Origin of the sequence: Pseudonocardia sulfidoxydans NBRC 16205 (assembly GCF_007989085.1) — a bacterium.
In the GTDB taxonomy this organism is placed as follows: Bacteria; Actinomycetota; Actinomycetes; order Mycobacteriales; family Pseudonocardiaceae; genus Pseudonocardia; species Pseudonocardia sulfidoxydans.
In genome coordinates, this window is sequence record NZ_BJVJ01000027.1 from 52,483 (window position 1) to 73,884 (window position 21,402).

19 protein-coding genes and 1 pseudogene are annotated in these 21,402 nt (G+C 73.8%); 18 read left to right on the forward strand and 2 right to left on the reverse strand.

Annotation, left to right across the window (positions count from 1 at the left end):
* Nucleotides 1–16 precede the first annotated feature (16 nt).
* The 6 genes from aroB to PSU4_RS14940 all read left to right on the forward strand — a co-directional run bounded on the left by aroB (nucleotide 17) and on the right by PSU4_RS14940 (nucleotide 6,500).
* On the forward strand, nucleotides 17–1,108 hold the full coding sequence (gene aroB, locus PSU4_RS14915) for a 3-dehydroquinate synthase (RefSeq protein WP_246115127.1): 1,092 nt from the start codon (nucleotides 17–19) through the stop codon (nucleotides 1,106–1,108).
* Nucleotides 1,109–1,112: 4 nt separating this feature from the next.
* Complete coding sequence (locus PSU4_RS14920) at nucleotides 1,113–2,201, forward strand: M24 family metallopeptidase (protein ID WP_147108234.1); 1,089 nt, start codon at nucleotides 1,113–1,115, stop codon at nucleotides 2,199–2,201.
* Nucleotides 2,202–2,402: 201 nt separating this feature from the next.
* Nucleotides 2,403–2,966: an elongation factor P gene (efp, locus tag PSU4_RS14925; RefSeq protein ID WP_147108237.1), complete on the forward strand. Its 564-nt coding sequence runs from the start codon at nucleotides 2,403–2,405 to the stop codon at nucleotides 2,964–2,966.
* A 1-nt stretch (nucleotide 2,967) separates the two neighbouring features.
* Nucleotides 2,968–3,387 (forward strand): transcription antitermination factor NusB, encoded by a 420-nt coding sequence (gene nusB, locus PSU4_RS14930; RefSeq protein ID WP_147108240.1) that lies wholly within the window; start codon nucleotides 2,968–2,970, stop codon nucleotides 3,385–3,387.
* Between the two features lie 233 nt (nucleotides 3,388–3,620).
* Nucleotides 3,621–5,111: an ankyrin repeat domain-containing protein gene (locus tag PSU4_RS14935; protein ID WP_222596268.1), complete on the forward strand. Its 1,491-nt coding sequence runs from the start codon at nucleotides 3,621–3,623 to the stop codon at nucleotides 5,109–5,111.
* A 222-nt stretch (nucleotides 5,112–5,333) separates the two neighbouring features.
* Nucleotides 5,334–6,500, forward strand: a complete 1,167-nt coding sequence (locus tag PSU4_RS14940) for an MFS transporter (RefSeq protein WP_147108243.1) — start codon at nucleotides 5,334–5,336, stop codon at nucleotides 6,498–6,500.
* Nucleotides 6,501–6,613: 113 nt separating this feature from the next.
* Here the strand turns inward: PSU4_RS14940 and bldD are convergent, their stop codons facing one another.
* The gene (gene bldD / locus PSU4_RS14945) at nucleotides 6,614–7,105 is read right to left on the reverse strand and encodes a transcriptional regulator BldD (RefSeq protein WP_098960170.1); all 492 of its coding nucleotides are present in this window, start codon (nucleotides 7,103–7,105) and stop codon (nucleotides 6,614–6,616) included.
* A gap of 576 nt (nucleotides 7,106–7,681) precedes the next feature.
* Here bldD and pyrR point away from each other — a divergent pair.
* The 11 genes and pseudogenes from pyrR (at nucleotide 7,682) to coaBC (ending at nucleotide 19,668) form a co-directional block, all read left to right on the forward strand.
* On the forward strand, nucleotides 7,682–8,269 hold the full coding sequence (gene pyrR, locus PSU4_RS14950; protein ID WP_147108246.1) for a bifunctional pyr operon transcriptional regulator/uracil phosphoribosyltransferase PyrR: 588 nt from the start codon (nucleotides 7,682–7,684) through the stop codon (nucleotides 8,267–8,269).
* Nucleotides 8,266–9,210 (forward strand): aspartate carbamoyltransferase catalytic subunit, encoded by a 945-nt coding sequence (locus tag PSU4_RS14955; RefSeq protein WP_147108249.1) that lies wholly within the window; start codon nucleotides 8,266–8,268, stop codon nucleotides 9,208–9,210. The genes pyrR and PSU4_RS14955 overlap by 4 nt, the downstream gene beginning before the upstream one ends.
* A complete protein-coding gene (locus PSU4_RS14960) occupies nucleotides 9,207–10,508 on the forward strand; it encodes a dihydroorotase (RefSeq protein WP_147108252.1) in 1,302 nt (433 codons plus the stop codon). The genes PSU4_RS14955 and PSU4_RS14960 overlap by 4 nt, the downstream gene beginning before the upstream one ends.
* Nucleotides 10,505–11,614, forward strand: a pseudogene (gene carA / locus PSU4_RS14965) (glutamine-hydrolyzing carbamoyl-phosphate synthase small subunit); the annotation flags it as partial. The gene PSU4_RS14960 and the pseudogene carA, both read left to right, overlap by 4 nt.
* Nucleotides 11,615–12,006: 392 nt before the next feature.
* Entirely contained in the window at nucleotides 12,007–15,300 is a 3,294-nt protein-coding gene (gene carB, locus PSU4_RS14970) for a carbamoyl-phosphate synthase large subunit (protein ID WP_147108255.1), read from the forward strand.
* The gene (pyrF, locus tag PSU4_RS14975; RefSeq protein ID WP_147108258.1) at nucleotides 15,297–16,142 is read left to right on the forward strand and encodes an orotidine-5'-phosphate decarboxylase; all 846 of its coding nucleotides are present in this window, start codon (nucleotides 15,297–15,299) and stop codon (nucleotides 16,140–16,142) included. Before carB ends, pyrF begins: the two co-directional genes overlap by 4 nt.
* A gap of 90 nt (nucleotides 16,143–16,232) precedes the next feature.
* A complete protein-coding gene (locus PSU4_RS14980) occupies nucleotides 16,233–16,586 on the forward strand; it encodes a response regulator (RefSeq protein ID WP_246115128.1) in 354 nt (117 codons plus the stop codon).
* A gap of 476 nt (nucleotides 16,587–17,062) precedes the next feature.
* Complete coding sequence (mihF, locus tag PSU4_RS14985) at nucleotides 17,063–17,377, forward strand: integration host factor, actinobacterial type (RefSeq protein ID WP_013675613.1); 315 nt, start codon at nucleotides 17,063–17,065, stop codon at nucleotides 17,375–17,377.
* A gap of 86 nt (nucleotides 17,378–17,463) precedes the next feature.
* Nucleotides 17,464–18,168, forward strand: coding sequence for a guanylate kinase (gmk, locus tag PSU4_RS14990; protein ID WP_147108264.1), 705 nt, complete (start codon nucleotides 17,464–17,466; stop codon nucleotides 18,166–18,168).
* Nucleotides 18,169–18,170: 2 nt separating this feature from the next.
* Entirely contained in the window at nucleotides 18,171–18,443 is a 273-nt protein-coding gene (gene rpoZ / locus PSU4_RS14995; protein WP_049803439.1) for a DNA-directed RNA polymerase subunit omega, read from the forward strand.
* 7 nt (nucleotides 18,444–18,450) lie between these two features.
* Entirely contained in the window at nucleotides 18,451–19,668 is a 1,218-nt protein-coding gene (gene coaBC, locus PSU4_RS15000) for a bifunctional phosphopantothenoylcysteine decarboxylase/phosphopantothenate--cysteine ligase CoaBC (RefSeq protein WP_186816956.1), read from the forward strand.
* Between the two features lie 138 nt (nucleotides 19,669–19,806).
* On the opposite strand, the gene PSU4_RS15005 is transcribed toward coaBC, so the two are convergent.
* Nucleotides 19,807–20,406, reverse strand: coding sequence for an SH3 domain-containing protein (locus PSU4_RS15005; RefSeq protein ID WP_147108267.1), 600 nt, complete (start codon nucleotides 20,404–20,406; stop codon nucleotides 19,807–19,809).
* A gap of 262 nt (nucleotides 20,407–20,668) precedes the next feature.
* On the opposite strand from PSU4_RS15005, the gene PSU4_RS15010 reads away from it, so the two are divergent.
* Nucleotides 20,669–21,402 (forward strand): S-adenosylmethionine synthetase N-terminal domain-containing protein (locus PSU4_RS15010; protein ID WP_281290683.1); only part of this gene is annotated, 734 nt, incomplete at its 3' end.

Genomic DNA, 21,402 nt, shown 5'->3' on the forward strand with positions numbered 1-21,402 from the left:
ACCTCTGGAGGACCCCGTGAGCACCGCCGAGCCCGTCCGCATCCACGTCGCGGCCGAGCGGCCCTACGACGTCGTGGTCGGCCGCGGCGTCCGGGGGATGCTGCCCGAGGTCGTCAGCGGCACGGGGGCGCGCACGGTCGTGCTGGTCCACCAGCCACCCCTGGCCGACGAGGCCGAGCAGGTCCGCCAGAGCCTGGAGGCCGCCGGGCTCGACGCACACCGCGTCGAGGTCCCCGACGCCGAGGAGGGCAAGGCCCTGGCCGTCGCCGGGTACTGCTGGGAGGTGTGCGGCACCGTCGGGCTGACCCGGCGCGACGTCGTCGTCGGCTTCGGCGGCGGCGCGGTCACCGACCTCGCCGGGTTCGTCGCGGCCACCTGGATGCGCGGGGTGAACGTCGTCCACGTGCCGACGACCCTGCTCGCGATGGTCGACGCGGCGGTCGGCGGCAAGACGGGTATCAACACCGGGGCGGGCAAGAACCTCGTCGGTGCCTTCCACGAGCCGGCCGCGGTGCTGGTCGACCTGGCGACGCTGGAGACCTTGCCGCCGCCCGAGCTGGCGGCGGGGATGGCCGAGGTCGTCAAGGCCGGGTTCATCGTCGACCCGGTGATCCTCGACCTGGTCGAGAAGGACCCGGTGGCCGCGCTCGACCCGACGGGCGAGGTGCTGCCCGAGCTGGTGCAGCGGGCGATCCGGGTCAAGGCCGACGTCGTCGGCGCCGACCTGCGCGAGTCGCACCTGCGCGAGATCCTCAACTACGGCCACACCCTCGGGCACGCCGTCGAGCGGCGCGAGCAGTACACGTGGCGCCACGGCGCGGCGGTCAGCGTCGGCATGGTGTTCGCCGCCGAGCTCGCCCGCGCGGCGGGGCGCCTCGACGACGCGACGGTGGAGCGGCACCGTAGCGTCCTCACCTCGATCGGGCTGCCGGTCACCTACGAGCCGGGTGTGCTGCCCGAGCTGGTCGCGACGATGGCGGGCGACAAGAAGGCGCGCGCGGGGATGCTGCGGTTCGTCGTCCTCGACGGCCTCGCGACGCCGGGCCGCCTCGAAGGGCCCGATGCGGCGCTGATCGAGCGCGCCTACGCCGCGATCAGCGGGGCGTGAGGTCGTGCGGCCGTTCGGGGCGCGCCGCGACCGCCTCCGGGCGCTGCTGGGCGCGGCCGGTGTCGACGCGCTGCTGGTCACCGCGCTGGTCGACGTCCGCTACCTGACGGGCTTCACCGGCTCCAACGCGGCGCTGCTCGTCGCCGCCGACGGCGAGGCGCGCAGCCGGTTCTGCACCGACGGCCGGTATGTGACGCAGTCGGCCGAGGAGGTCCCCGACCTGGAGACGGTGGTCGACCGGGGCAGCGTCCTCGCGCTGGCGCGGCGGGCGCCGGGGCTGGGGATCACACGCCTCGGGTTCGAGTCCGACGTCGTCACCGTCGACGGCCTCACCGCGGTCGACGCGGCCTCGGAGGGGGTGGAGCTCGTCCGCGCCCCGGGCCTGACGCCGGGGCTGCGCGCGGTGAAGGACGACGTGGAGATCGCGGCGCTGCGCACGGCGTGCGCGGTGGCCGACGCCGCCCTGGCCGACCTGGTCGCCGCGGGCGGGATCGCGGCGGGCCGCACCGAACGCGAGGTGGCGCTCGACCTGGAGAACCGGATGCGCGGCCACGGCGCGAGCGGCCCTGCGTTCGAGACGATCATGGCCGCGGGTGCGCACTCGGCGATCCCGCACCACAGCCCGACCGACGCCCCGTTGCGCCGCGGTGACCTCGTGAAGATCGACTTCGGGGCGATCGTCGACGGCTACCACTCGGACACGACGCGCACGTTCGTCCTCGGCCCGGCCGCCGGCTGGCAGCGCGACCTGCACGACCTGGTCGCGCGGGCCCAGCGTGCGGGCTGCGCCGCCCTCGCCCCCGGCGCGGCCGTGGCCGCCGTCGACGCGGCGGCACGCGACGTCGTCGTCGCGGCGGGACAGGGGGAGCGGTTCGTCCACGGTCTCGGGCACGGCGTCGGTCTGGAGATCCACGAGGCGCCGTGGCTGTCGTCGGGCGGGGCGGGTGAGCTGGCCGCGGGCATGGTCGTGACGGTCGAGCCGGGCGTCTACCTGGAGGGCCGTGGTGGGGTCCGGATCGAGGACACCCTCGCCGTGCTCGACGGCGGCACCGAGCCGCTCACGCTCGCCCCGCACGAGCTCGTCGAGGTCTGAGCGGACCGGTCCGCGGACCGGGGCGGGTCGCCGACCAGGGCCGTCGCGTCCGTACGCCCGGCGCGGCGCTATCCTGTTCCCCGGCATTCGCGGCGGCGTCGATCAGCGGTCCGCCCGGGGCCCGGTTCCGGCCGGGCCCGCCCTCCCGGCAGCGCAGTGTTTCCTCGCTCGCCCCGTTTCGACAGTAGGAGTCATCCGCACGTGGCCACGACCAACGACCTCAAGAACGGCTTGGTGCTCAACCTGGACGGCCAGCTGTGGTCGGTCACGGCGTTCCAGCACGTCAAGCCGGGCAAGGGCGGCGCGTTCGTCCGCACGACGCTGAAGAACGTCATGACGGGCAAGGTCGTCGACAAGACGTTCAACGCCGGCACGAAGGTCGAGACCGCGACGGTCGACCGCCGCAACATGACCTACCTGTACCGCGACGGCCAGGACTTCGTGTTCATGGACGGCGACACGTTCGAGCAGCTCAACATCCCGGCGTCGGCCGTCGGCGGCAACGCCGACTACCTGCTGGAGAACCAGGTCGCGCAGATCAGCCTGCACGACGACGTGCCGCTGTTCATCGAGCTGCCCACGTCGGTGGAGCTGGTCATCTCCCACACCGACCCGGGCCTGCAGGGCGACCGGTCCACCGGTGGCACGAAGCCGGCCACGCTGGAGACGGGCGCGGAGATCCAGGTCCCGCTGTTCGTGACCACGGGCGAGAAGGTCAAGGTCGACACCCGCGACGGCCGGTACCTCGGCCGCGTCAGTTCCTGACGTGAGGGCCCGCACCAAGGCACGCAAACGCGCGCTGGACATCCTCTTCGAGTCCGAGGCGCGTGGCGACGACCCGTTGCAGGTGCTCGCCGACCGCCGGGAGACCGACGACGCGCCGCCCGTCTCGGACTACGCGGCGCTGCTGGTGCAGGGCGTGGTCGAGCACCGCGACCGGATCGACCAGCTGCTCGCGGAGCACGCGGAGGGCTGGACGGTCGCGCGAATGCCGGCGGTCGACCGCTCGTTGCTGCGGATCGGCGTGTTCGAGCTGCTGTGGGTCGACGAGATCGACGACCCGGTCGCGATCACCGAGGCCGTCGAGCTGGCGCGGACGTTGTCGACCGACGACTCGCCGCGGTTCCTCAACGGTGTCCTCGGCCGGATCGCCGACATCGCGGAGCAGCTGCGCGCCACGCGCTGACACGCACTCTCCACGGACGCCCGCGTCCCGGCCCCGGCCGGACGTGGGCGTCCGTCTTTCCCGGGGTCCACACGGGGGACCGGCTGGTAGCGTCGCGCCCGGCGTGCCAGGGCGCCACCGGGTCCGCGGGCAGGGCTGAGCCCACCTGGGAGGTCCTCGCGTGGATGCGTGTGCCGCACACCCTCCTCCCGAGCCCCCGGTACGCGGACCCCGGCGGGTGAGAGGAGGCCACCGTGCCCACCCCTGTTCCGCTCCCGCAGGATCCCGATCTCGGTCAGCTGCGCCTGCGCGCGCGTGAGCTGAGCCGCGCCGCCCGGGCCGGTGACGCCCGGGCGCTGGAGCTGGTGGCCCGCTGGGCGCCCGACCGGGCCGGCGGCGACGTCCCGCTGCACCTGGCCCAGCTGGTGCTGGCCCGGATGCACGGGTTCGACGGTTGGCCACCGCTGGTCCGCCACGTCGAGACGGTGCTGCGCCTGACGTGGGTGCCGCCCACCGGTGACGCTCCGGCGGGCGCCGATCCCGTCGACGACTTCCTGTCGCTCGCCTGCCTGCGTTACGACGGTGACGACCCGGCCCACGTGCGGGCGGCGGCCGCGCTGCTCGGCGCGCACCCGGAGCTCGGGTCGGCGTCGGTGCACGCGGCCGCGGCGACCGCCGACGTCGCCGCGCTGCGCCGGCTCGCGGGGCCAGACACGGCCGACCGGGAGGGTGGGCCGAACCGGTGGCCGCCGCTGATGTACCTGGCCTACGCCCGTCACGACCCGCGGATCGACGTCGCCTCCGTCGTCGAGGCGGCGACGATCCTGCTCGACCACGGCGCCGACCCCGATGCGGGCCGGCTCTGGCACGGGCTGCCGTCGCCGTTCACGGTGCTCACCGGGGTGTTCGGCGAGGGCGAGGGTGGGCCCGTCGCGCAGCCGCGGCACCCGGCCGAGCAGCCGCTCGCCACGCTGCTGCTGGAGCGCGGTGCCGACCCGAACGACGCGCAGACCCTCTACAACCGCATGTTCGGTGCCGACGACGCGCACCTGGAGCTGCTGTTCGCGCACGGTCTCGGACGGGGCGACGGCGGGGTGTGGCAGGCCCGGCTGGGACACACCCTGCCGACGCCGGCGCGGATGCTGGCCGACCAGCTCGACTGGGCGGTCCTGCACGGCATGACGGCGCGCGTCGAACTGTTGGCGCGCAACGGTGTCGGCGCAGAAGGGGGTCGCCGGCCGGCGGACACGTCGGTCGTGGGGACCGCCGCCCGCCTCGGCTACCCCGACATCGTCGACGTCCTCGTCGCGCACGGTGCCCGGCGCCCCGAGCTGACCCCGGTCGACGCCCTGCTGGCCGCCGCGCTGTCCGGCGACGCGGCGGCGGTGGCGGCGGCCCCGGCCGGCGTGCGGGCACAGGTCGTCGCCGAGCACGCCGGGGCGGTCGTCGTCGCGGCCGCCGACGGCCGGCCCCGCGCGGTGGAGCTGCTCCTCGAGCTGGGGGTTCCGGTGGACACCTCGGGCCGGGGCGACGCCGGGGGGCACGAGCGGTGGAACACCGCGCTGCACGAGGCGGCGTTCCGCGGCGACGAGCCGTTGGCCGCTCTGCTGCTGGACCGCGGGGCCGACCCGACGCTCCGCGACGCGCGCTTCGACGCGACCCCGGCCGGCTGGGCCGAGCACGCCGGACACACCCGCCTCGCGGCGGTCCTGTCCGAACGGGAGTCCGGCCGGCGACCCCGATGAGGCGCCGAGCTCGACGTGACACTGGCCCCGACCATGATCGGACCAGCGCCATGTCGAACTCGGCGACATGATCGGGTGCGGGAGCCGGACGACCCGGGGACGTGACGGGCCGGACACCGCGGGGCGCACGTGCGGGGTTAGCGTGGACGACGGGCCGGCGCGAGGACGGGCAGCCTGCCGCCGGGTCGCTCCGGCGGGCCCCACCGACCCCCGGAGTCCTTGTTGCGCATCGCGATCCTGCCCCTTGCGCTGGGCACGTTCGCCATCGGCCTGACCGAGTTCGCCGTCATGGGCCTGCTGCCGCAGATCGCGCAGGGCCTCGACGTCTCGGTCCCGGCGGCGGGCATGCTCGTGACGGCCTACGCGATCGGTGTCGTCGTGGGCGCACCGTTGCTGACGGCGGTGAGCCTGCGGCTGCCCCGGACCCGGATGCTGATGCTGTTCATGGGGATGTTCGCGGTGGGCAACGCTCTCGCCGCGGTCGCCCCGTCGTTCGGGGTGCTGGTCGCGCTGCGGTTCCTCACGGGGCTGCCGCACGGGGCGTTCTTCGGTGTCGCGTCGCTGGTGGCGGCGTCGCTCGTGGCGGAGGAACGCCGGGCGCGGGCGATCGCGGCGGTGTTCCTCGGGCTCACGGTGTCCAACGTCCTCGGGGTGCCCGCCGCGACGGCACTGGGCTCGGTCGTGGGCTGGCGGATCGCGTTCGCGGTGATCGTCGTCGTGGCGCTGGCGTCGGTCGCGGGCATCGCGATCCTGGTGCCGCGTACCGGCATCGGTACCCCGGCGCGGCTCGGGTCGGAGCTAGCCGTGTTCCGGCAGCCCGCGGTGCTGCTGGTCCTGGGCATGATCGTGCTCGGCTGCGGCGGGCTGTTCGCGTTCTACAGCTACATCGCGCCCGTGATGACGGGTCTCGCCGGGTTCGGCGAGGGCGCCGTCCCGGTCCTGCTGGGCGTGTTCGGCCTGGGCATGACGCTCGGGACGGTGCTCGGGGGCCGGCTCGCCGACCGGGTCGATCCACGTCGCGTCATGGCCGCACTGCTTGCGGCGCAGGCGGTCCTGCTGGCGGTCGCGGTCGTCGCGCTGCACACGCGCTGGCTCGCCGCGCTCGTGGTGTTCGGCGTCGGCCTGCTCGGGCTGGCCTTGATCCCGGCCGTGCAGTCGGTCGTGCTCGACGCGGCGCGGGATGCGCCGGTGCTCGCGTCGGCGGCGATCCACTCGGCGTTCAACATCGCGAACGCGATCGGCGCCGCACTCGGCGGGGTGGTCCTGGCAGCGGGGTTCGGCCTGGGGGCGCCGTCGGCGGTGGGCGCGGCTCTCGCGGCGGTCGGTGTGCTGCTCGCGCTGGTGTCGATGCGCGTCGCGGCGCGCCGCCCGGCCGCAGCGGTCGCCTGACGCCGCAACGACAGCGCCGAGTTCGACTCGAGACTGCTCCCGAGGTCGTGCGGAGCAGTCTGGTGTCGAACTCGGCGCAGTGTGGAAATCGGGCTCTGTGCGGGGGAGAGCCGTCAGTCGACGCGGTGCGCCGGGCGGGCCTCCGGGGGAAGCACGCCCCAGTCGATGAGCTGGTCGGTCAGCTCGCCGGGGGTCTTGTCGTAGATGATCGCGAGCGAACGGAGGTCCTCGGCGCGGATCGAGAGGACCTTGCCGTTGTAGTCGCCGCGCTGGCTCTGGATGGCCGCCGCGTACCGCGCGAGTGGCCCGACCTTGTCGGCGGGCAGCTGCTGCAGCCGCTCCAGGTTGATGACGATCTTCGTGGCGGGCTCGGAACCCGACGGCACCCGGCCCTCGGGCAGGAGCTCGGCGACCGGCACCCCGTAGAAGTCGGCCAGCTCGGCCAGCTTCTGCACGGTGACGGCGCGGTCGCCGCGCTCGTAGGACCCGACGACGACGGCCTTCCACCGGCCACCCGACTTCTGCTCGACGCCGTGCAGCGACAGACCCTGCTGCTGCCGGATGGCGCGGAGCTTGCTGCCGAGCGCCTTGGCGTAGTCGCCCATGTGGCGATCCCCTCTCGCTGGACGTCCGGCCGCGGGACCGACGTCCGTGTGCTGGTCGTGCGTGGCCGGGCCGGCCCCTCCGCCTGCCCGCCGTGCCAGCCGCCCCCGGTCGGTGCCCCCCGCTTCCGCGGCCACCCGTGAGCCAGCTGATCAATACGGAGAGTAATCATGCGCCTCGCTCCGTCGTCGGGTCAAGCCGGGTGGGCCGTCCCGGTGCCCTCCCGCGCGTTCTTCACTCGAAAGACTGGTCGACACGCCGCGTCCAGGCGCGAAACGGTGCACACAGTCCGGGCTCGCGGTGTCTGGAGTGACCTGTGTGGCTGATGTGGCGTCCGTGAGTGTTATCGGACTGTGACCGTTCGGCTCCGTGAGGATGGCACGGGCACCCGGGCCGCCGATCCGGGGTGAGGACGCCGCGTCGCCACCACGCGTCGGTCGGGTGTGACCGCCATGACGTGTGACCCGCGTCGGCGCGTCCGCGCGACACCCCCGCCACGACAGGGCCGCTGATAGCGTGACCGCGCAACCCGATCCTTTAACGACCCGTCCTGCGAGGCGGGGAAGGAGAGCGAACTCGTGGCGAACGACCGCCGCGGGGACGCCGGTGGCGAGGGGACTGGTCTGCCCGACCACGAGCTCCTCAGCGCCTCCGACGTCACCCGCACCATCGCGCGCATCGCGCACCAGATCATCGAGAAGACCGCGGACGCCGAGCACGTCGTGCTCATCGGGATCCCGACCCGCGGCACGATCCTCGCCCGCCGGCTCGCCGCCGCGGTCGCCGAGTTCGGCGGGACCGAGCCGTCCGTCGGCACCGTCGACCCGACGCTCTACCGCGACGACCTGCGCCGCCGCCCCACCCGCCCGCTCGAGGACACACAGTTCCCCGAGGGCGGCGTCGACGACGCGCTCGTCGTCCTCGTCGACGACGTGCTGATGTCGGGCCGCACGGTCCGCGCCGCGCTCGACGCGCTGTCCGAGCACGGCCGCCCCCGCGCGGTGCAGCTCGCCGTCCTGGTCGACCGCGGCCACCGTGAACTGCCCATCCGCGCGGACTACGTCGGCAAGAACGTGCCGACGTCGCGCAGCGAGCTGATCCTGGTGTCGCTCACCGAGATCGACGGCGAGGACCGCGTCGCGATCCGCAGGGGAGCCGGCGAGTGAAGCACCTGCTCTCGGTCACCGACCTCGACGCGGCCACCGCGACCGCGCTGCTCGACACGTCGGACCGGCTGCGCCAGGCGCTACTGGGCCGCGAGGTCCGCAAGCTGCCGACGCTGCGCGGGCGCACCGTCATCACGATGTTCTACGAGGACTCCACCCGCACCCGGGTCTCGTTCGAGATCGCCGGCAAGTGGATGAGCGCCGACACGGTCAACGTCAGCGCCAAGGGGTCCTCGGTCTCCAAGGGTGAGTCGCTGCGCGACACCTCGCTCACCCTGTCGGCCATGGGCGCCGACTGCGTGATCGTCCGCCACCCCGCATCCGGTGCGGCGCACCGGCTCGCGAGCTGGTCGGACAAGGACCACACGGCCACGGGCACGCACACCTCGATCGTCAACGCCGGCGACGGCACCCACGAGCACCCCACGCAGGCGCTGCTCGACGCGGCCACCCTGCGCGACCGGCTCGGGTCGGTCGCGGGGCGCCGGATCGGGATCGTCGGCGACGTGCTGCACAGCCGCGTCGCCCGCTCCAACGTGTTCCTGCTGGCGACCCTCGGCGCCGAGGTCGTGCTGATCGCGCCGCCGACGCTGCTGCCCGTCGGGGTGGCCGAGTGGCCGTGCCGGGTCTCCCACGAGATCGACGCCGAGCTCCCGGGCCTCGACGCGGTGATGATGCTGCGCGTCCAGGCCGAACGGATGACCGGCGGGTTCTTCCCGTCGTCGCGCGAGTACGCGATCGCCTACGGGCTCAACGACACCCGCGCCGCGATGCTGCCCGAGCACGGGGTCGTGCTGCACCCCGGACCGATGGTGCGCGGCATGGAGATCGCGCCCTCGGTGGCCGACTCGGCGCGCGCCGCGATCCTCGCCCAGGTCCGCAACGGCGTCCACGTGCGGATGGCCGTCCTCTACCACCTTCTCGCGGGAGCCCCCGAATGACCGACCTGTTCATCCGCAACGCGCGCCCCTACGGCGGCGATGCTGTCGACCTGGTCGTGCGCGACGGCGTCATCACCGAGATCGGCGCGGGCCTCGAGGCCCCCGAGGGCGTGGAGACGCTCGACGCCGAGGGCCGCGTGCTGCTGCCCGGCCTCGTCGACCTGCACGTGCACCTGCGCGAGCCGGGCGGCGAGGAGTCCGAGACGATCGAGACCGGGTCGCGGGCCGCGGCGCTGGGCGGGTTCACCGCAGTGTTCGCGATGCCCAACACGAACCCGGTCGCCGACACCGACGTCGTGACCGCGCACGTGCGCCGCCGCGGCGCCGAGGTCGGCCTGGTCGACGTGCACCCGGTCGGTGCGGTCACCGTGGGGCTCGAGGGCGAGCGGCTCGCCGAGCTCGGCACGATGGCGTCGGCCGCCGGGGTGCAGATGTTCTCCGACGACGGCCACTGCGTGAACGACCCGCTGGTGATGCGCCGCGCGCTGGAGTACGCCTCCGCGCTCGACGTCGTCATCGCCCAGCACGCCGAGGACCACCGCCTCACCCAGGGCGCGCAGGCCAACGAGGGCGTCGTCGCCTCCCGGCTGGGGCTGGCCGGCTGGCCCGCCACCGCGGAGGAGACGATCGTCGCCCGCGACTGCGCCCTGGCCCGCGAAGCCGGTGCGCGCCTTCACGTCTGCCACGTGTCGTCGGCCCGCACCGTCGACGTGCTGCGCAGCGCCAAGGCAGCCGGGGTGTCCGTCTCCGCCGAGGTCACCCCGCACCACCTGCTGCTCACCGACGCCGCGCTGACCAGCTACGACCCGGTCAACAAGGTCAACCCGCCGCTGCGCACCGCCGCCGACACCCAGGCGATGCGCGCCGCGCTCGCCGAGGGCGTCATCGACGTCGTCGCCACCGACCACGCGCCGCACGCCAGCCAGTACAAGGACACCGAGTGGCAGGTGGCCAAGCCCGGCATGCTGGGCCTGCAGACGGCGCTGTCGGTCGTCGTGCACACGATGGTCGAGCCCGGCCTGCTCGACTGGCACGGGGTCGCCCGCGTCATGTCCGAGCGCCCCGCCGAGATCGCGGGCCTGCCCGACCAGGGCCGCCCGATCGCGGTCGGCGAACCCGCCAACCTCGCCGTCGTCGACGCCGACGAGCCGTGGACGGTCCGCGGTGCCGCGCTGGCCAGCCGCGCGTCGAACACCCCGTACGAGGGCATGCGCCTGCCCGCGGTCGTCGTCGCGACGGTCCTGCGCGGCCGGCTGACGGCCCGCGACGGCCGGGTCGTCGAGCAGGTGGCGTCGTGAGCCCCGCCGCGGGCCCGGCGCTGCTCGTCCTCGAGGACGGCCGCATCTTCCGCGGCGAGTCCTTCGGCGCCACCGGCGAGAACCTCGGCGAGGCCGTCTTCACCACCGGCATGACCGGCTACCAGGAGACACTGACCGACCCCTCCTACCACCGGCAGATCGTCGTGCAGACCGCGCCGCAGATCGGCAACACGGGCTGGAACGACGAGGACGACGAGTCGGCGCGCGTGCAGGTCGCGGGCTACGTGGTGCGCGACCCGGCCCGGCGGCCGTCGAACTGGCGGTCCCGGAGCGCGCTGGGCGACGTGCTCGCCGAGCAGGGAGTCGTCGGGGTCGCGGGCGTCGACACCCGGGCCGTCGTGCGGCACCTGCGCGAGCGCGGGGCCATGCGTGCCGGGGTGTTCTCCGGTGCGGCGCTGGCCCCCGACGCGCAGCTCGTCGACCGGGTCCTCGCGAGCCCGGCGATGGAGGGCGCCGACCTCTACGGCGCCGTCTCCACGGCCGAGCCCTACGTCGTGGCGCCCGAGGGGGAGACCCGTTTCCGCGTCGCGGCCCTCGACGTCGGCATCAAGTCCAACACCCCGCGGATGCTCGCCGCCCGCGGTGTCGAGGTCCACGTGCTCCCGGCGGCGACGCCGATCGAGCAGATCGTCGACCTCGGTGTCGACGGGTTCTTCCTGTCCAACGGCCCCGGCGACCCGGCCACGGCCGACGAGCCGGTGGCACTGACCCGGGCGGTCCTCGAACGCGGCATCCCGACGTTCGGCATCTGCTTCGGCAACCAGATCCTCGCCCGCGCGCTGGGGCGCGGGACGTACAAGATGCGCTACGGCCACCGCGGCATCAACATCCCGGTCGTCGAGCACGCCACCGGGCGGGTGGCGATCACCTCGCAGAACCACGGGTTCGCGGTCGAGGGCGAGGCGGGGGAGCGGTTCGTCACCCCCTTCGGCCCGGCCCGGATCACCCACACCTGCCCCAACGACGGCTGCGTCGAAGGGCTTGCGGGAGAAGGTTTCCCGGCCTTCAGCGTGCAGTACCACCCGGAGGCGGCGGCCGGCCCGCACGACGCCGCCGACCTGTTCGACCGCTTCGTCGCGATGATGGCCGACCAGCCCGCCCGGGAGGGTGCCCGGCCGACGCCGACGCCCCGACCCCGCGACGAGGAGCCCGCGGCCGGGTCGGACGACGAGGCGGCGGCCGGGTCCGACGACGAGGCGGCGGCCGTGTCCGGCACGGAGCCCGCCGACGCATCGGAGCCGGCGGCCGCCGTCGGGCAGCCCGCGGAGGCCGACGAGCCCGTCGACGTCGGCGTCCACGGCGAGCCGACGATGCTGCTGCCGCAGACCGTGATCGTGCCCACGGCCGACGCGCACGACGAGCGGGAGATCGACGAGACCGTGGTCCTCCCGCGCGTGGCCCCGGCCGAGGACGATCCCGACGACGACGCCGGTGGCCGCCACCGGCTCATCGAGCGCCACGACGGGGAGGACGTCTGATGCCGCGCCGCGACGACATCTCCCACGTCATGGTCATCGGCTCCGGCCCGATCGTCATCGGCCAGGCCTGCGAGTTCGACTACTCCGGCACCCAGGCGTGCCGCGTCCTGCGGGCCGAGGGCCTGCGCGTGTCGCTGGTCAACTCCAACCCGGCGACGATCATGACCGACCCCGAGTTCGCCGACGCCACCTACGTCGAGCCGATCACGCCCGAGTTCGTGGAGCTCGTCATCGCCGCCGAGCGGCCCGACGCGATCCTCGCGACCCTCGGCGGGCAGACCGCGCTCAACACCGCGATCGCGTTGCACGACAACGGGGTCCTGGAGCGGTACGGGGTCGAGCTCATCGGTGCCGACGTCGAGGCCATCCAGCGTGGCGAGGACCGGCTCAAGTTCAAGGAGATCGTGCAGTCCGTCGGCGGCGACGTGCCGCGCAGCGCAGTCTGCCACTCGATGGACGAGGTCCGCGCGGCCGTGGCCGAGCTGGGCCTGCCCGTCGTCATCCGGCCGTCGTTCACGATGGGCGGCCTCGGCTCGGGCCTCGCCTACACGCCGGAGGACCTGGAACGCCTCGCCGGTGCCGGGCTCGACGCCTCGCCGGTCACCGAGGTGCTCATCGAGGAGTCCGTGCTCGGCTGGAAGGAGTACGAGCTCGAGCTCATGCGCGACCACGCCGACAACGTCGTGGTCGTCTGCTCCATCGAGAACCTCGACCCGATGGGCGTGCACACCGGCGACTCGATCACCGTGGCGCCCGCCATGACGCTCACCGACCGCGAGTACCAGACGATGCGCGACGTCGGCATCGCCGTGCTGCGCGCCGTCGGCGTCGACACCGGCGGCTGCAACATCCAGTTCGCGGTCGACCCCCGCACCGGGCGGCTCGTCGTCATCGAGATGAACCCGCGGGTGTCGCGGTCGTCGGCGCTCGCGTCGAAGGCGACCGGCTTCCCGATCGCGAAGATCGCCGCGAAGCTCGCCGTCGGCTACACCCTCGACGAGATCCGCAACGACATCACCGGCGAGACCCCCGCGGCGTTCGAGCCCTCGCTCGACTACGTCGTGGTCAAGGTGCCGCGCTTCGCGTTCGAGAAGTTCCCGGGCTCGGACACCACCCTGACGACGACGATGAAGAGCGTCGGCGAGGCCATGGCGCTGGGCCGGTCGTTCCCGGAGGCGCTGGGCAAGGCCCTGCGCTCGATGGAGACGCCCGACGCCGGGTTCTGGACCCGCCCCGACCCCGAGGGCGCGCCCGACGTGGCCCGCCCGACCGACGGCCGCATCTACGCCGTTGAGCGGGCCCTGCGCCAGGGCGCCACCGTCGACGACGTCGCGGCCCGCTCGGGCATCGACCCGTGGTTCGTCGACCAGATCGCCGCCCTCGGCGAGCTGCGCACGGAGATCCTCGACGCGCCGGTCCTCGACGAGACCCTGCTGCGCCGCGCCAAGCGGGCGGGGCTGTCCGACCGGCAGATCGCGTCGGTGCGCCCCGAGTTCGCCGGGGAGGACGGCGTCCGCGCGCTGCGGCACCGCCTCGGCATCCGGCCCGTCTACAAGACGGTCGACACCTGCGCGGCCGAGTTCGCCGCCCGCACGCCCTACCACTACAGCGCCTACGAGACCGACCCGTCGGCCGAGTCCGAGGTGACGGCCCAGACCGGGAAGCCGAAGGTGCTCATCCTCGGCTCCGGGCCCAACCGCATCGGGCAGGGCATCGAGTTCGACTACTCGTGCGTGCACGCCGTGATGGCGTTGCGCGAGGCCGGGTTCGAGACCGTCATGGTCAACTGCAACCCCGAGACCGTGTCGACGGACTACGACACCGCGGACCGGCTCTACTTCGAGCCGCTGACCTTCGAGGACGTCCTCGAGGTCGTGCACGCCGAGCAGGCGTCCGGGACCGTCGCCGGGGTGATCGTGCAGCTCGGTGGGCAGACCCCGCTGGGTCTGGCGCAGCGGCTCACCGCTGCGGGCGTACCGGTCGTCGGCACCCCGGCGGAGGCGATCGACCTCGCCGAGGACCGCGGCGAGTTCGGCGAGGTGCTGCGCCGCGCCGGGCTGCCCGCGCCGGCGTTCGGGACGGCGACGTCGTTCGAGCAGGCCCGCGACATCGCCGACCGCATCGGCTACCCCGTCCTCGTCCGCCCGTCCTACGTGCTGGGCGGGCGCGGCATGGAGATCGTCTACGACGAGGAGACCCTCGCCGGCTACATCGCCCGCGCCACGGAGATCAGCCCGTCGCGCCCGGTGCTGGTCGACCGGTTCCTCGACGACGCGGTCGAGATCGACGTCGACGCCCTGTACGACGGTACCGAGCTCTACCTCGGCGGCGTCATGGAGCACATCGAGGAGGCCGGGGTCCACTCCGGCGACTCGTCGTGCACCCTGCCGCCGATCACGTTGGGGCGCAGCGTCCTCGACGACGTCCGCCGCTCCACGGAGGCCATCGCCCGCGGCGTCGGCGTGCGGGGGCTGCTCAACGTGCAGTACGCGCTGCACGGCGACACCCTCTACGTGCTCGAGGCCAACCCGCGCGCGTCGCGCACCGTGCCGTTCGTCTCCAAGGCCACGGCGGTGCCGCTGGCCAAGGCGGCGGCCCGGATCATGCTGGGCGCCACCGTCGCCGAGCTGCGGGCCGAGGGCATGCTGCCCACGATCTTCGACGGGGCGACCACCCCCGCGTCGGTCCCCGTCGCGGTCAAGGAGGCCGTGCTGCCGTTCAACCGGTTCCGCACGCCCACCGGCCAGGGCGTCGACCCGCTGCTCGGCCCGGAGATGAAGTCGACGGGCGAGGTCATGGGCATCGACGCGTCCTTCGGGCCGGCGTTCGCCAAGGCGCAGGCCGGCGCCTACGGGTCGCTGCCGACGTCGGGCCGGGTGTTCGTCTCGGTCGCCGACCGCGACAAGCGCGCCATGGTGTTCCCGGTGCGCCGCCTCGCCGACCTCGGCTTCGAGGTCCTCGCCACCGACGGCACCGCCGAGATCCTGCGCCGCCACGGCATCGACGTGACCGAGGTGCGCAAGTGGTCGGACCGCAAGGACGGGGACACCATCGTGGACCGCATCCTCGCCGGCGACGTCGACGTGATCGTCAACACCCCGTACGGCAACGTCGGGCCCCGCGCCGACGGCTACGAGATCCGCGCCGCCGCCGTCACCAAGGGGGTGCCGTGCATCACCACCGTGCAGGGCGCAGCCGCTGCGGTACAAGGGATCGAGGCCATGATCGCGGGCAGCATCGGCGTCCGGTCGCTGCAGGACGCGCACGCGGCGCTGGCTCGGGCGGCCCGATGAGCACCCGCTTCGGCGCACGACTGGCCCGTACCGCCGACGAGCTCGGCACCCTCTGCGTCGGCATCGACCCGCACCCGTCGCTGCTGGCCGAGTGGGGGCTGACCGACGACGCCGACGGCCTCGCCCGGTTCTGCGACGCCTGTCTGACGGCACTCGGCGGCCACGTCGGGCTGGTCAAGCCGCAGTCGGCGTTCTTCGAACGGCACGGCTCGGCCGGCGTCGCCGTGCTGGAACGGCTGCTCGCCGGCCTGGCGCAGACACCGACGCTGAGCCTGCTCGACGTCAAACGCGGCGACATCGGCTCCACGATGGACGGCTACGCCGACGCCTACCTGGGCGTCGGCGCGCCGCTCGGCGCCGACGCGGTCACGCTCTCGCCCTACCTCGGGTTCGGCTCGCTGGCGCCCGCGCTGCGCGCCGCCGAGGAAGCCGGGCGAGGCGTGTTCGTGCTGGCCCGCACGTCCAACCCCGAGGGTGGGCCGGTGCAGCTGGCCGACTGGTCGGGCCGCAGCGTCGCCCAGGGCATCGTCGACGACGCCGCCGCCGCCAACGCCGCCCCCGTGTCAGGGGGCGCGCCGCTCGGCGACGTCGGCGTGGTGATCGGCGCAACCCACGAGCACGGGCTCGACCTGTCCACGCTCGACGGACCTGTCCTCGCACCCGGCCTGGGGGCACAGGGCGCGAGCCCCGCCGACGTCGCCGCGCGCTTCGCCGGGCTCTCGGGCATCGTGGTCCCGTCGGCGTCGCGGTCGGTGCTGCGCGCCGGGCCCGACCCGGTGGCGCTGCGCGGTGCGGCGGAGGCGCTGCGCGACGAGCTGGAGGCGGCACGCAGGGCGAGCTGACCCGGTGGGGGTGAGTGGTACTAGCACCCTCGTCCGACCGTCGCCGCAGGTCGATCCTGGGGACCAGACGCGAAGGAGGAGGGCCGGTTGGTGGACGTACTGATCGTCGACGACCAGCGGCCGTTCCGACGGGTGGCACGCACGGTCGTGGGGCTCGTCGGCGGTTGGCGGGTCGCGGCGGAGGCCGGGAGCGGCGAGGACGCGCTCGCCGAGGCCGAACGGCACAACCCGGCTGTCGTCCTGATGGACATCAACCTGCCCGGGATCAACGGCATCGAGGCGACGCGCCGGCTGCTGGCCAAGGCGCCGGGGACGACCGTCGTGCTGCTGTCGACCTACGCCGTCGACGACCTGCCGTCGGACGCGGCCGACTGCGGCGCCGCGGCCTACATCCGCAAGGAGGACCTCACCCCGGCCGCGTTGCGAGCCCTGTACGTCGACTGAGGTCAGTCCGCTCCGGTGCGACACGCCGGAGCGGGGCCGGGACACGGTCGGCTGAGGTCGCCGGGCTCCGGTGCGACACGCCGGAGCGGGCCGGCGCACGGCGGGCGGGCTGTCGGCAAGAACACCTCGCCGGACGGGTGAGGTGTCGGCGTGTCCCGGCGGGGCACGCCCGTTGTCGTGCGCCGGACGGCGCGACGGGCGATCCCACGGGCGTCGACAGAGCCGCGCGGTTGTGACGTATCGCTGAACGGCCGGGTCGATGACCGTCGTCCGGTCCCGTTCGTGGTATCACCCTTTGGGGGGTGGCCGATGGTAAACCGCCTGGTGCGACCCCCCGTTCACGAACCCGTAGGGGTCATGAGTACGTTCGTTCGAGTCTCTTCGGGTTACCCCGGAGGGAAGCGCCGACGCAGGTTCCGAGCAGGTCCCGGCGGCGGTCCCACCAGCGATGTGCATTACGAAAGACGGAGGAGATCGTGGCCCTTCCCCAGCTGACCGAGGAACAGCGCGCAGCCGCGTTGGAGAAGGCGGCCGCAGCGCGCCGGGCCCGGGCAGAGCTGAAGGACCGGCTCAAGCGAGGCGGGACGACCCTCAAGGAGGTGCTGGCCCAGTCCGACACCGACGACGTGCTCGGCAAGATGAAGGTCTCGGCGCTGCTCGAGGCGATGCCGGGTGTCGGCAAGGTGCGGGCGGCCCAGATCATGGAGCGCCTGGAGATCGCGACGAGCCGCCGCCTGCGTGGCCTGGGCGACCGGCAGCGCAAGGCGCTGCTCACCGAGTTCGAGGGCTGAGAACACCTGCGTGCCCGGCCGTGACGGTGGCCGGGCACAGGGTGGACGGTCGTGCGCGACCGTCGGAACGACAGTGAGGACGAGGCGTGGACGGCGCCCCAGACCCTGCCGGTAGGACCGCCGAGGCGGACCGGCCGGCCGACGGTGACGCCCCCGCGACCTCTGCCGCATCGAGGGGCCGGCTGATCGTGCTGGCCGGCCCCTCGGGCGTCGGCAAGAGCAGCGTGGTGGCCGGGCTGCGCGAGCGGCTCCCGGAGCTGCACTTCAGCGTGTCGGCGACGACACGCGCCCCACGCGCCGGGGAGGTCGACGGCCGGGACTACCGGTTCGTCTCGGCGACGGACTTCGACGGCCTGATCGCCCGCGGCGAACTGCTGGAGTGGGCCGAGATCCACGGCGGCCTGCAGCGCTCCGGCACCCCGGCGGGCCCGGTCGAGCAGGCCCGCGCCGCGGGGCTGCCGGTCCTCGTCGAGGTCGACCTGCAGGGCGCCCGCGCGGTGAAGGCCGCGATCCCCGAGGCCGTGACGGTCTTCGTCGACGCCCCGTCGTTCGAGGAGCTGGCCAGGCGGCTCAAGGGCCGCGGCACCGAGTCGGCGGCCCAGTTCGAGCGGCGCCTGCAGACCGCCCGTGAGGAGCTCGCCGCCCGCGACGAGTTCGACGTGGTCGTCGTCAACGACGACCTGCGGGTCGTCGTCGACAGGTTGGTAGGATTGGCGATCGGCCCCACGCCGCCGGAGAGCGGGCGCGGTGGCACCGACGACGATCTCTCCCCGCAGGAGTCTTTTCAGTGAGCATGCCTCTGACCGGCGCAGTCGCCGGTTCCACGCCCGAGGGCATCACCAACCCGCCCATCGACGACCTGCTCGGCCAGGTGTCGTCGAAGTACGCGCTGGTGATCTACGCCGCCAAGCGGGCCCGCCAGATCAACGACTACTACTCGCAGCTCGGCGAGGGCCTGCTCGAGTACGTCGGCCCGCTCGTCGAGCCGGGTCCCCGTGAGAAGCCGCTGTCGATCGCCATGCGCGAGATCCAGAGCGGCCTGCTCGAGCACACCGAGGGCGAGTAGTCCCGAGGTGACCGCACCCCGCGTCCTGCTGGGGGTCGCCGGCGGGATCGCGGCCTACAAGAGCGCGGAACTGCTGCGCCGGTTCACCGAGTCCGGGCATTCCGTGCGCGTCCTGCCCACCGCGGCGGCGCTGGAGTTCGTCGGCGCCGCCACGTTCGAGGCGCTGTCCGGGCAGCCGGTGCACACGGGCGTCTTCCACGACGTCCCGTCGGTCGCGCACGTCCGGCTCGGCCAGGAGGCCGACCTCGTCGTCGTCGCCCCGGCCACGGCCGACCTGCTGGCGCGGGCCGCCCACGGCCGCGCCGACGACCTGCTCACCGCCGCGCTCCTCACGGCACGCTGCCCGGTGCTGTTCGCCCCGGCCATGCACACCGAGATGTGGGAGCACCCGGCCACGCAGGACAACGTGGCGCTGCTGCGCTCGCGCGGCGCGGTCGTCCTCGACCCGGCGTCGGGCAGGCTCACCGGCAAGGACACCGGTCCCGGCCGGCTGCCCGATCCCGCCGAGATCGCCGAGCTGGCCCGGCTGTTGCTCGAACGCGGCGACGCGCTGCCGCGCGACCTCGAGGGCCGCCGCGTCGTCGTCTCCGCCGGGGGCACCCGCGAGCCGCTCGACCCCGTCCGGTTCCTCGGCAACCGGTCCTCGGGGCGCCAGGGCTACGCGCTGGCCCGGGTCGCCGCCCAGCGCGGGGCTTCGGTCACCCTCGTCGCAGGCGCCACGGCCGACCTCGGTGATCCCGCCTCGGTGCGGGTCGTGCGCGTCGGCACCGCCGAGCAGATGCGCGTCGCCATGCACGAGGCCGCCGCCGACGCCGACGCCCTCGTGATGTCGGCTGCCGTCGCCGACTTCCGGCCCGCGACGCTGGTCACCACGAAGATCAAGAAGACACCCAGGTCCTCGCCCGACCCGCTGGTACTGGCCACCAACGCCGACATCCTCGCCGAGCTCGTCGCCACCCGGCGGGCGGGCCAGGTCGTCGTCGGGTTCGCCGCCGAGACCGGCGACGCCACCGGTGACGCGCTGCACCACGGCCGGATCAAGCTGCGCCGCAAGGGCTGCGATCTCCTGGTCGTCAACGCCGTCGGGGACGGCAAGGCGTTCGAGGTCGCCGACAACGCCGGCTGGCTGCTGGCCGCCGACGGCACCGAGACCGAGCTGCCCGACGGCTCCAAGGCGCTCCTCGCCTCCCGGGTGTGGGACGCGGTCGCCCCCCGCCTGAGCTGACGGCCCCGGCCCGGACCCGGGCCCGGGCCCGTTCCGCACCGCCGAGTTCGACGCCGGACTGGTTCGATCATGGTCGAGACCAGTCTCCGGTCGAACTCGGCGACGGTTCTTGCCGTGCGGGTGTCGCCCCGCAGCGGCTCAGCCGAGCAGACCCGACCGGGCCGGGGCGCTCTCGGTCGGCTCGTCGCTGCCGGCCTGGCCGCTGCCCGACGTACCGGCGTCGCGCGCGGTGTCGGCCGGGGCCTGCGAGGAACCGGTGGTGGGCGGCGCGGTCGTGGTCGGCGAGGCCGAGCCGGTGCTGCGGCGCTCCGACGACGTCGTGGTCGCCGACGGGGTGGTCGACGGGGTGGCCGACGGGGTGGTCGCCCGGACCTGCTCGCCGCGGGCCGAGCCGCTCGTCGTCGGGATGCTGCTGGTGGTGGCCTTCGTGGTCGTCGCCGACCCGGTGCGGCCCGGGTTCGCGGAGACGTACTGCTCCGAGGCCCAGCCGTTGAGGTTGGTGAGCTGCACGAAGCCGTTGCGGCGCTCACCGATCGTGATGTCGGTGCCGCGCTTGCAGACCGTGACCACCGAGGCCGTCGCGCTGGGCTGCGAGCGGACGTTGACGTTGTCGGTGCAACGCCCCTGCTCCGCGGCGGAGGCCGTGCCGACCATGACCAGAACGGTGGTGGCGCCGGCGGCGACCAGGCCACCGACGACTGCGGCCGCGCGGCCTCGACGATGCAACAACGCCTTCATCTGGGGGCTACCTCCATTGGGGGGATGCGTCACCAGGCCCAACGAGCCCGACCGTTACCGATTCGCCATCCGCCCGAACGTCACCGTAAGCGGTGAACGATCACCGGCGCGTCGACTCGGAGGGTCACTGTGGGTGACGTGACGCAGGATGTCCGTCGTTCCAGGTCAGCGCCGGGGGAGACGCCGGTGACGTGGACTAGTCTCGGCGTCGACATCAGGACGAGACTGGACGGAGACACGCGTGACGAACCCGGCCCGCCGGCTGTTCACCAGCGAATCGGTGACCGAGGGTCATCCCGACAAGATGTGTGACGCGATCAGCGACACCGTCCTCGACTCGCTGCTGTCGCAGGACCCCCGCTCCCGCGTCGCCGTCGAGACGCTGGTGACCACCGGTCAGGTGCACGTCGCGGGCGAGGTCACCACCAGTGCCTACGCCGACATCCCGACGCTGGTGCGCGAGAAGATCCTCGAGATCGGCTACGACTCGTCGGCCAAGGGCTTCGACGGCAACTCCTGCGGCGTCAACATCGCGATCGGCGCGCAGTCCGCCGACATCGCCCAGGGCGTCGACACCGCCTACGAGTCGCGCGTCGAGTCCAGCGAGGACGAGATCGCCCGCCAGGGCGCCGGCGACCAGGGCCTGATGTTCGGCTACGCCAACACCGACACCCCGGAGCTGCTGCCGCTGCCGATCGCGCTCGCGCACCGGCTCGCCCGGCGGCTGACCGAGGTCCGCAAGTCCGGTGTGCTGCCCTACCTGCGGCCCGACGGCAAGACCCAGGTCACCATCGAGTACGACGGCGACCGCGCCGTCCGCGTCGACACCGTCGTCGTGTCCAGCCAGCACGCCGCCGACGTCGACCTCGACGCGCTGCTCGCCCCCGACATCCGCCAGCACGTCGTCGACCCCGAGCTCGAGCGCGCGGGCATCGACGCCGACGGTGCGCGGCTGCTGGTCAACCCGACCGGCCGGTTCGTCGTCGGTGGACCGAT

Bases quoted from the DNA above. Each gene is read 5' to 3' on its own strand.
- bldD (WP_098960170.1), bottom strand. From the start codon at position 7,105: ATGGGCGACTACGCCAAGGCGCTCGGCAGCAAGCTCCGCGCCATCCGG.
- PSU4_RS14960 (WP_147108252.1), top strand. From the start codon at position 9,207: ATGACCGACCTGTTCATCCGCAACGCGCGCCCCTACGGCGGCGATGCT.
- carB (WP_147108255.1), top strand. From the start codon at position 12,007: ATGCCGCGCCGCGACGACATCTCCCACGTCATGGTCATCGGCTCCGGC.
- pyrF (WP_147108258.1), top strand. From the start codon at position 15,297: ATGAGCACCCGCTTCGGCGCACGACTGGCCCGTACCGCCGACGAGCTC.
- rpoZ (WP_049803439.1), top strand. From the start codon at position 18,171: ATGCCTCTGACCGGCGCAGTCGCCGGTTCCACGCCCGAGGGCATCACC.
- PSU4_RS15005 (WP_147108267.1), bottom strand. From the start codon at position 20,406: ATGAAGGCGTTGTTGCATCGTCGAGGCCGCGCGGCCGCAGTCGTCGGT.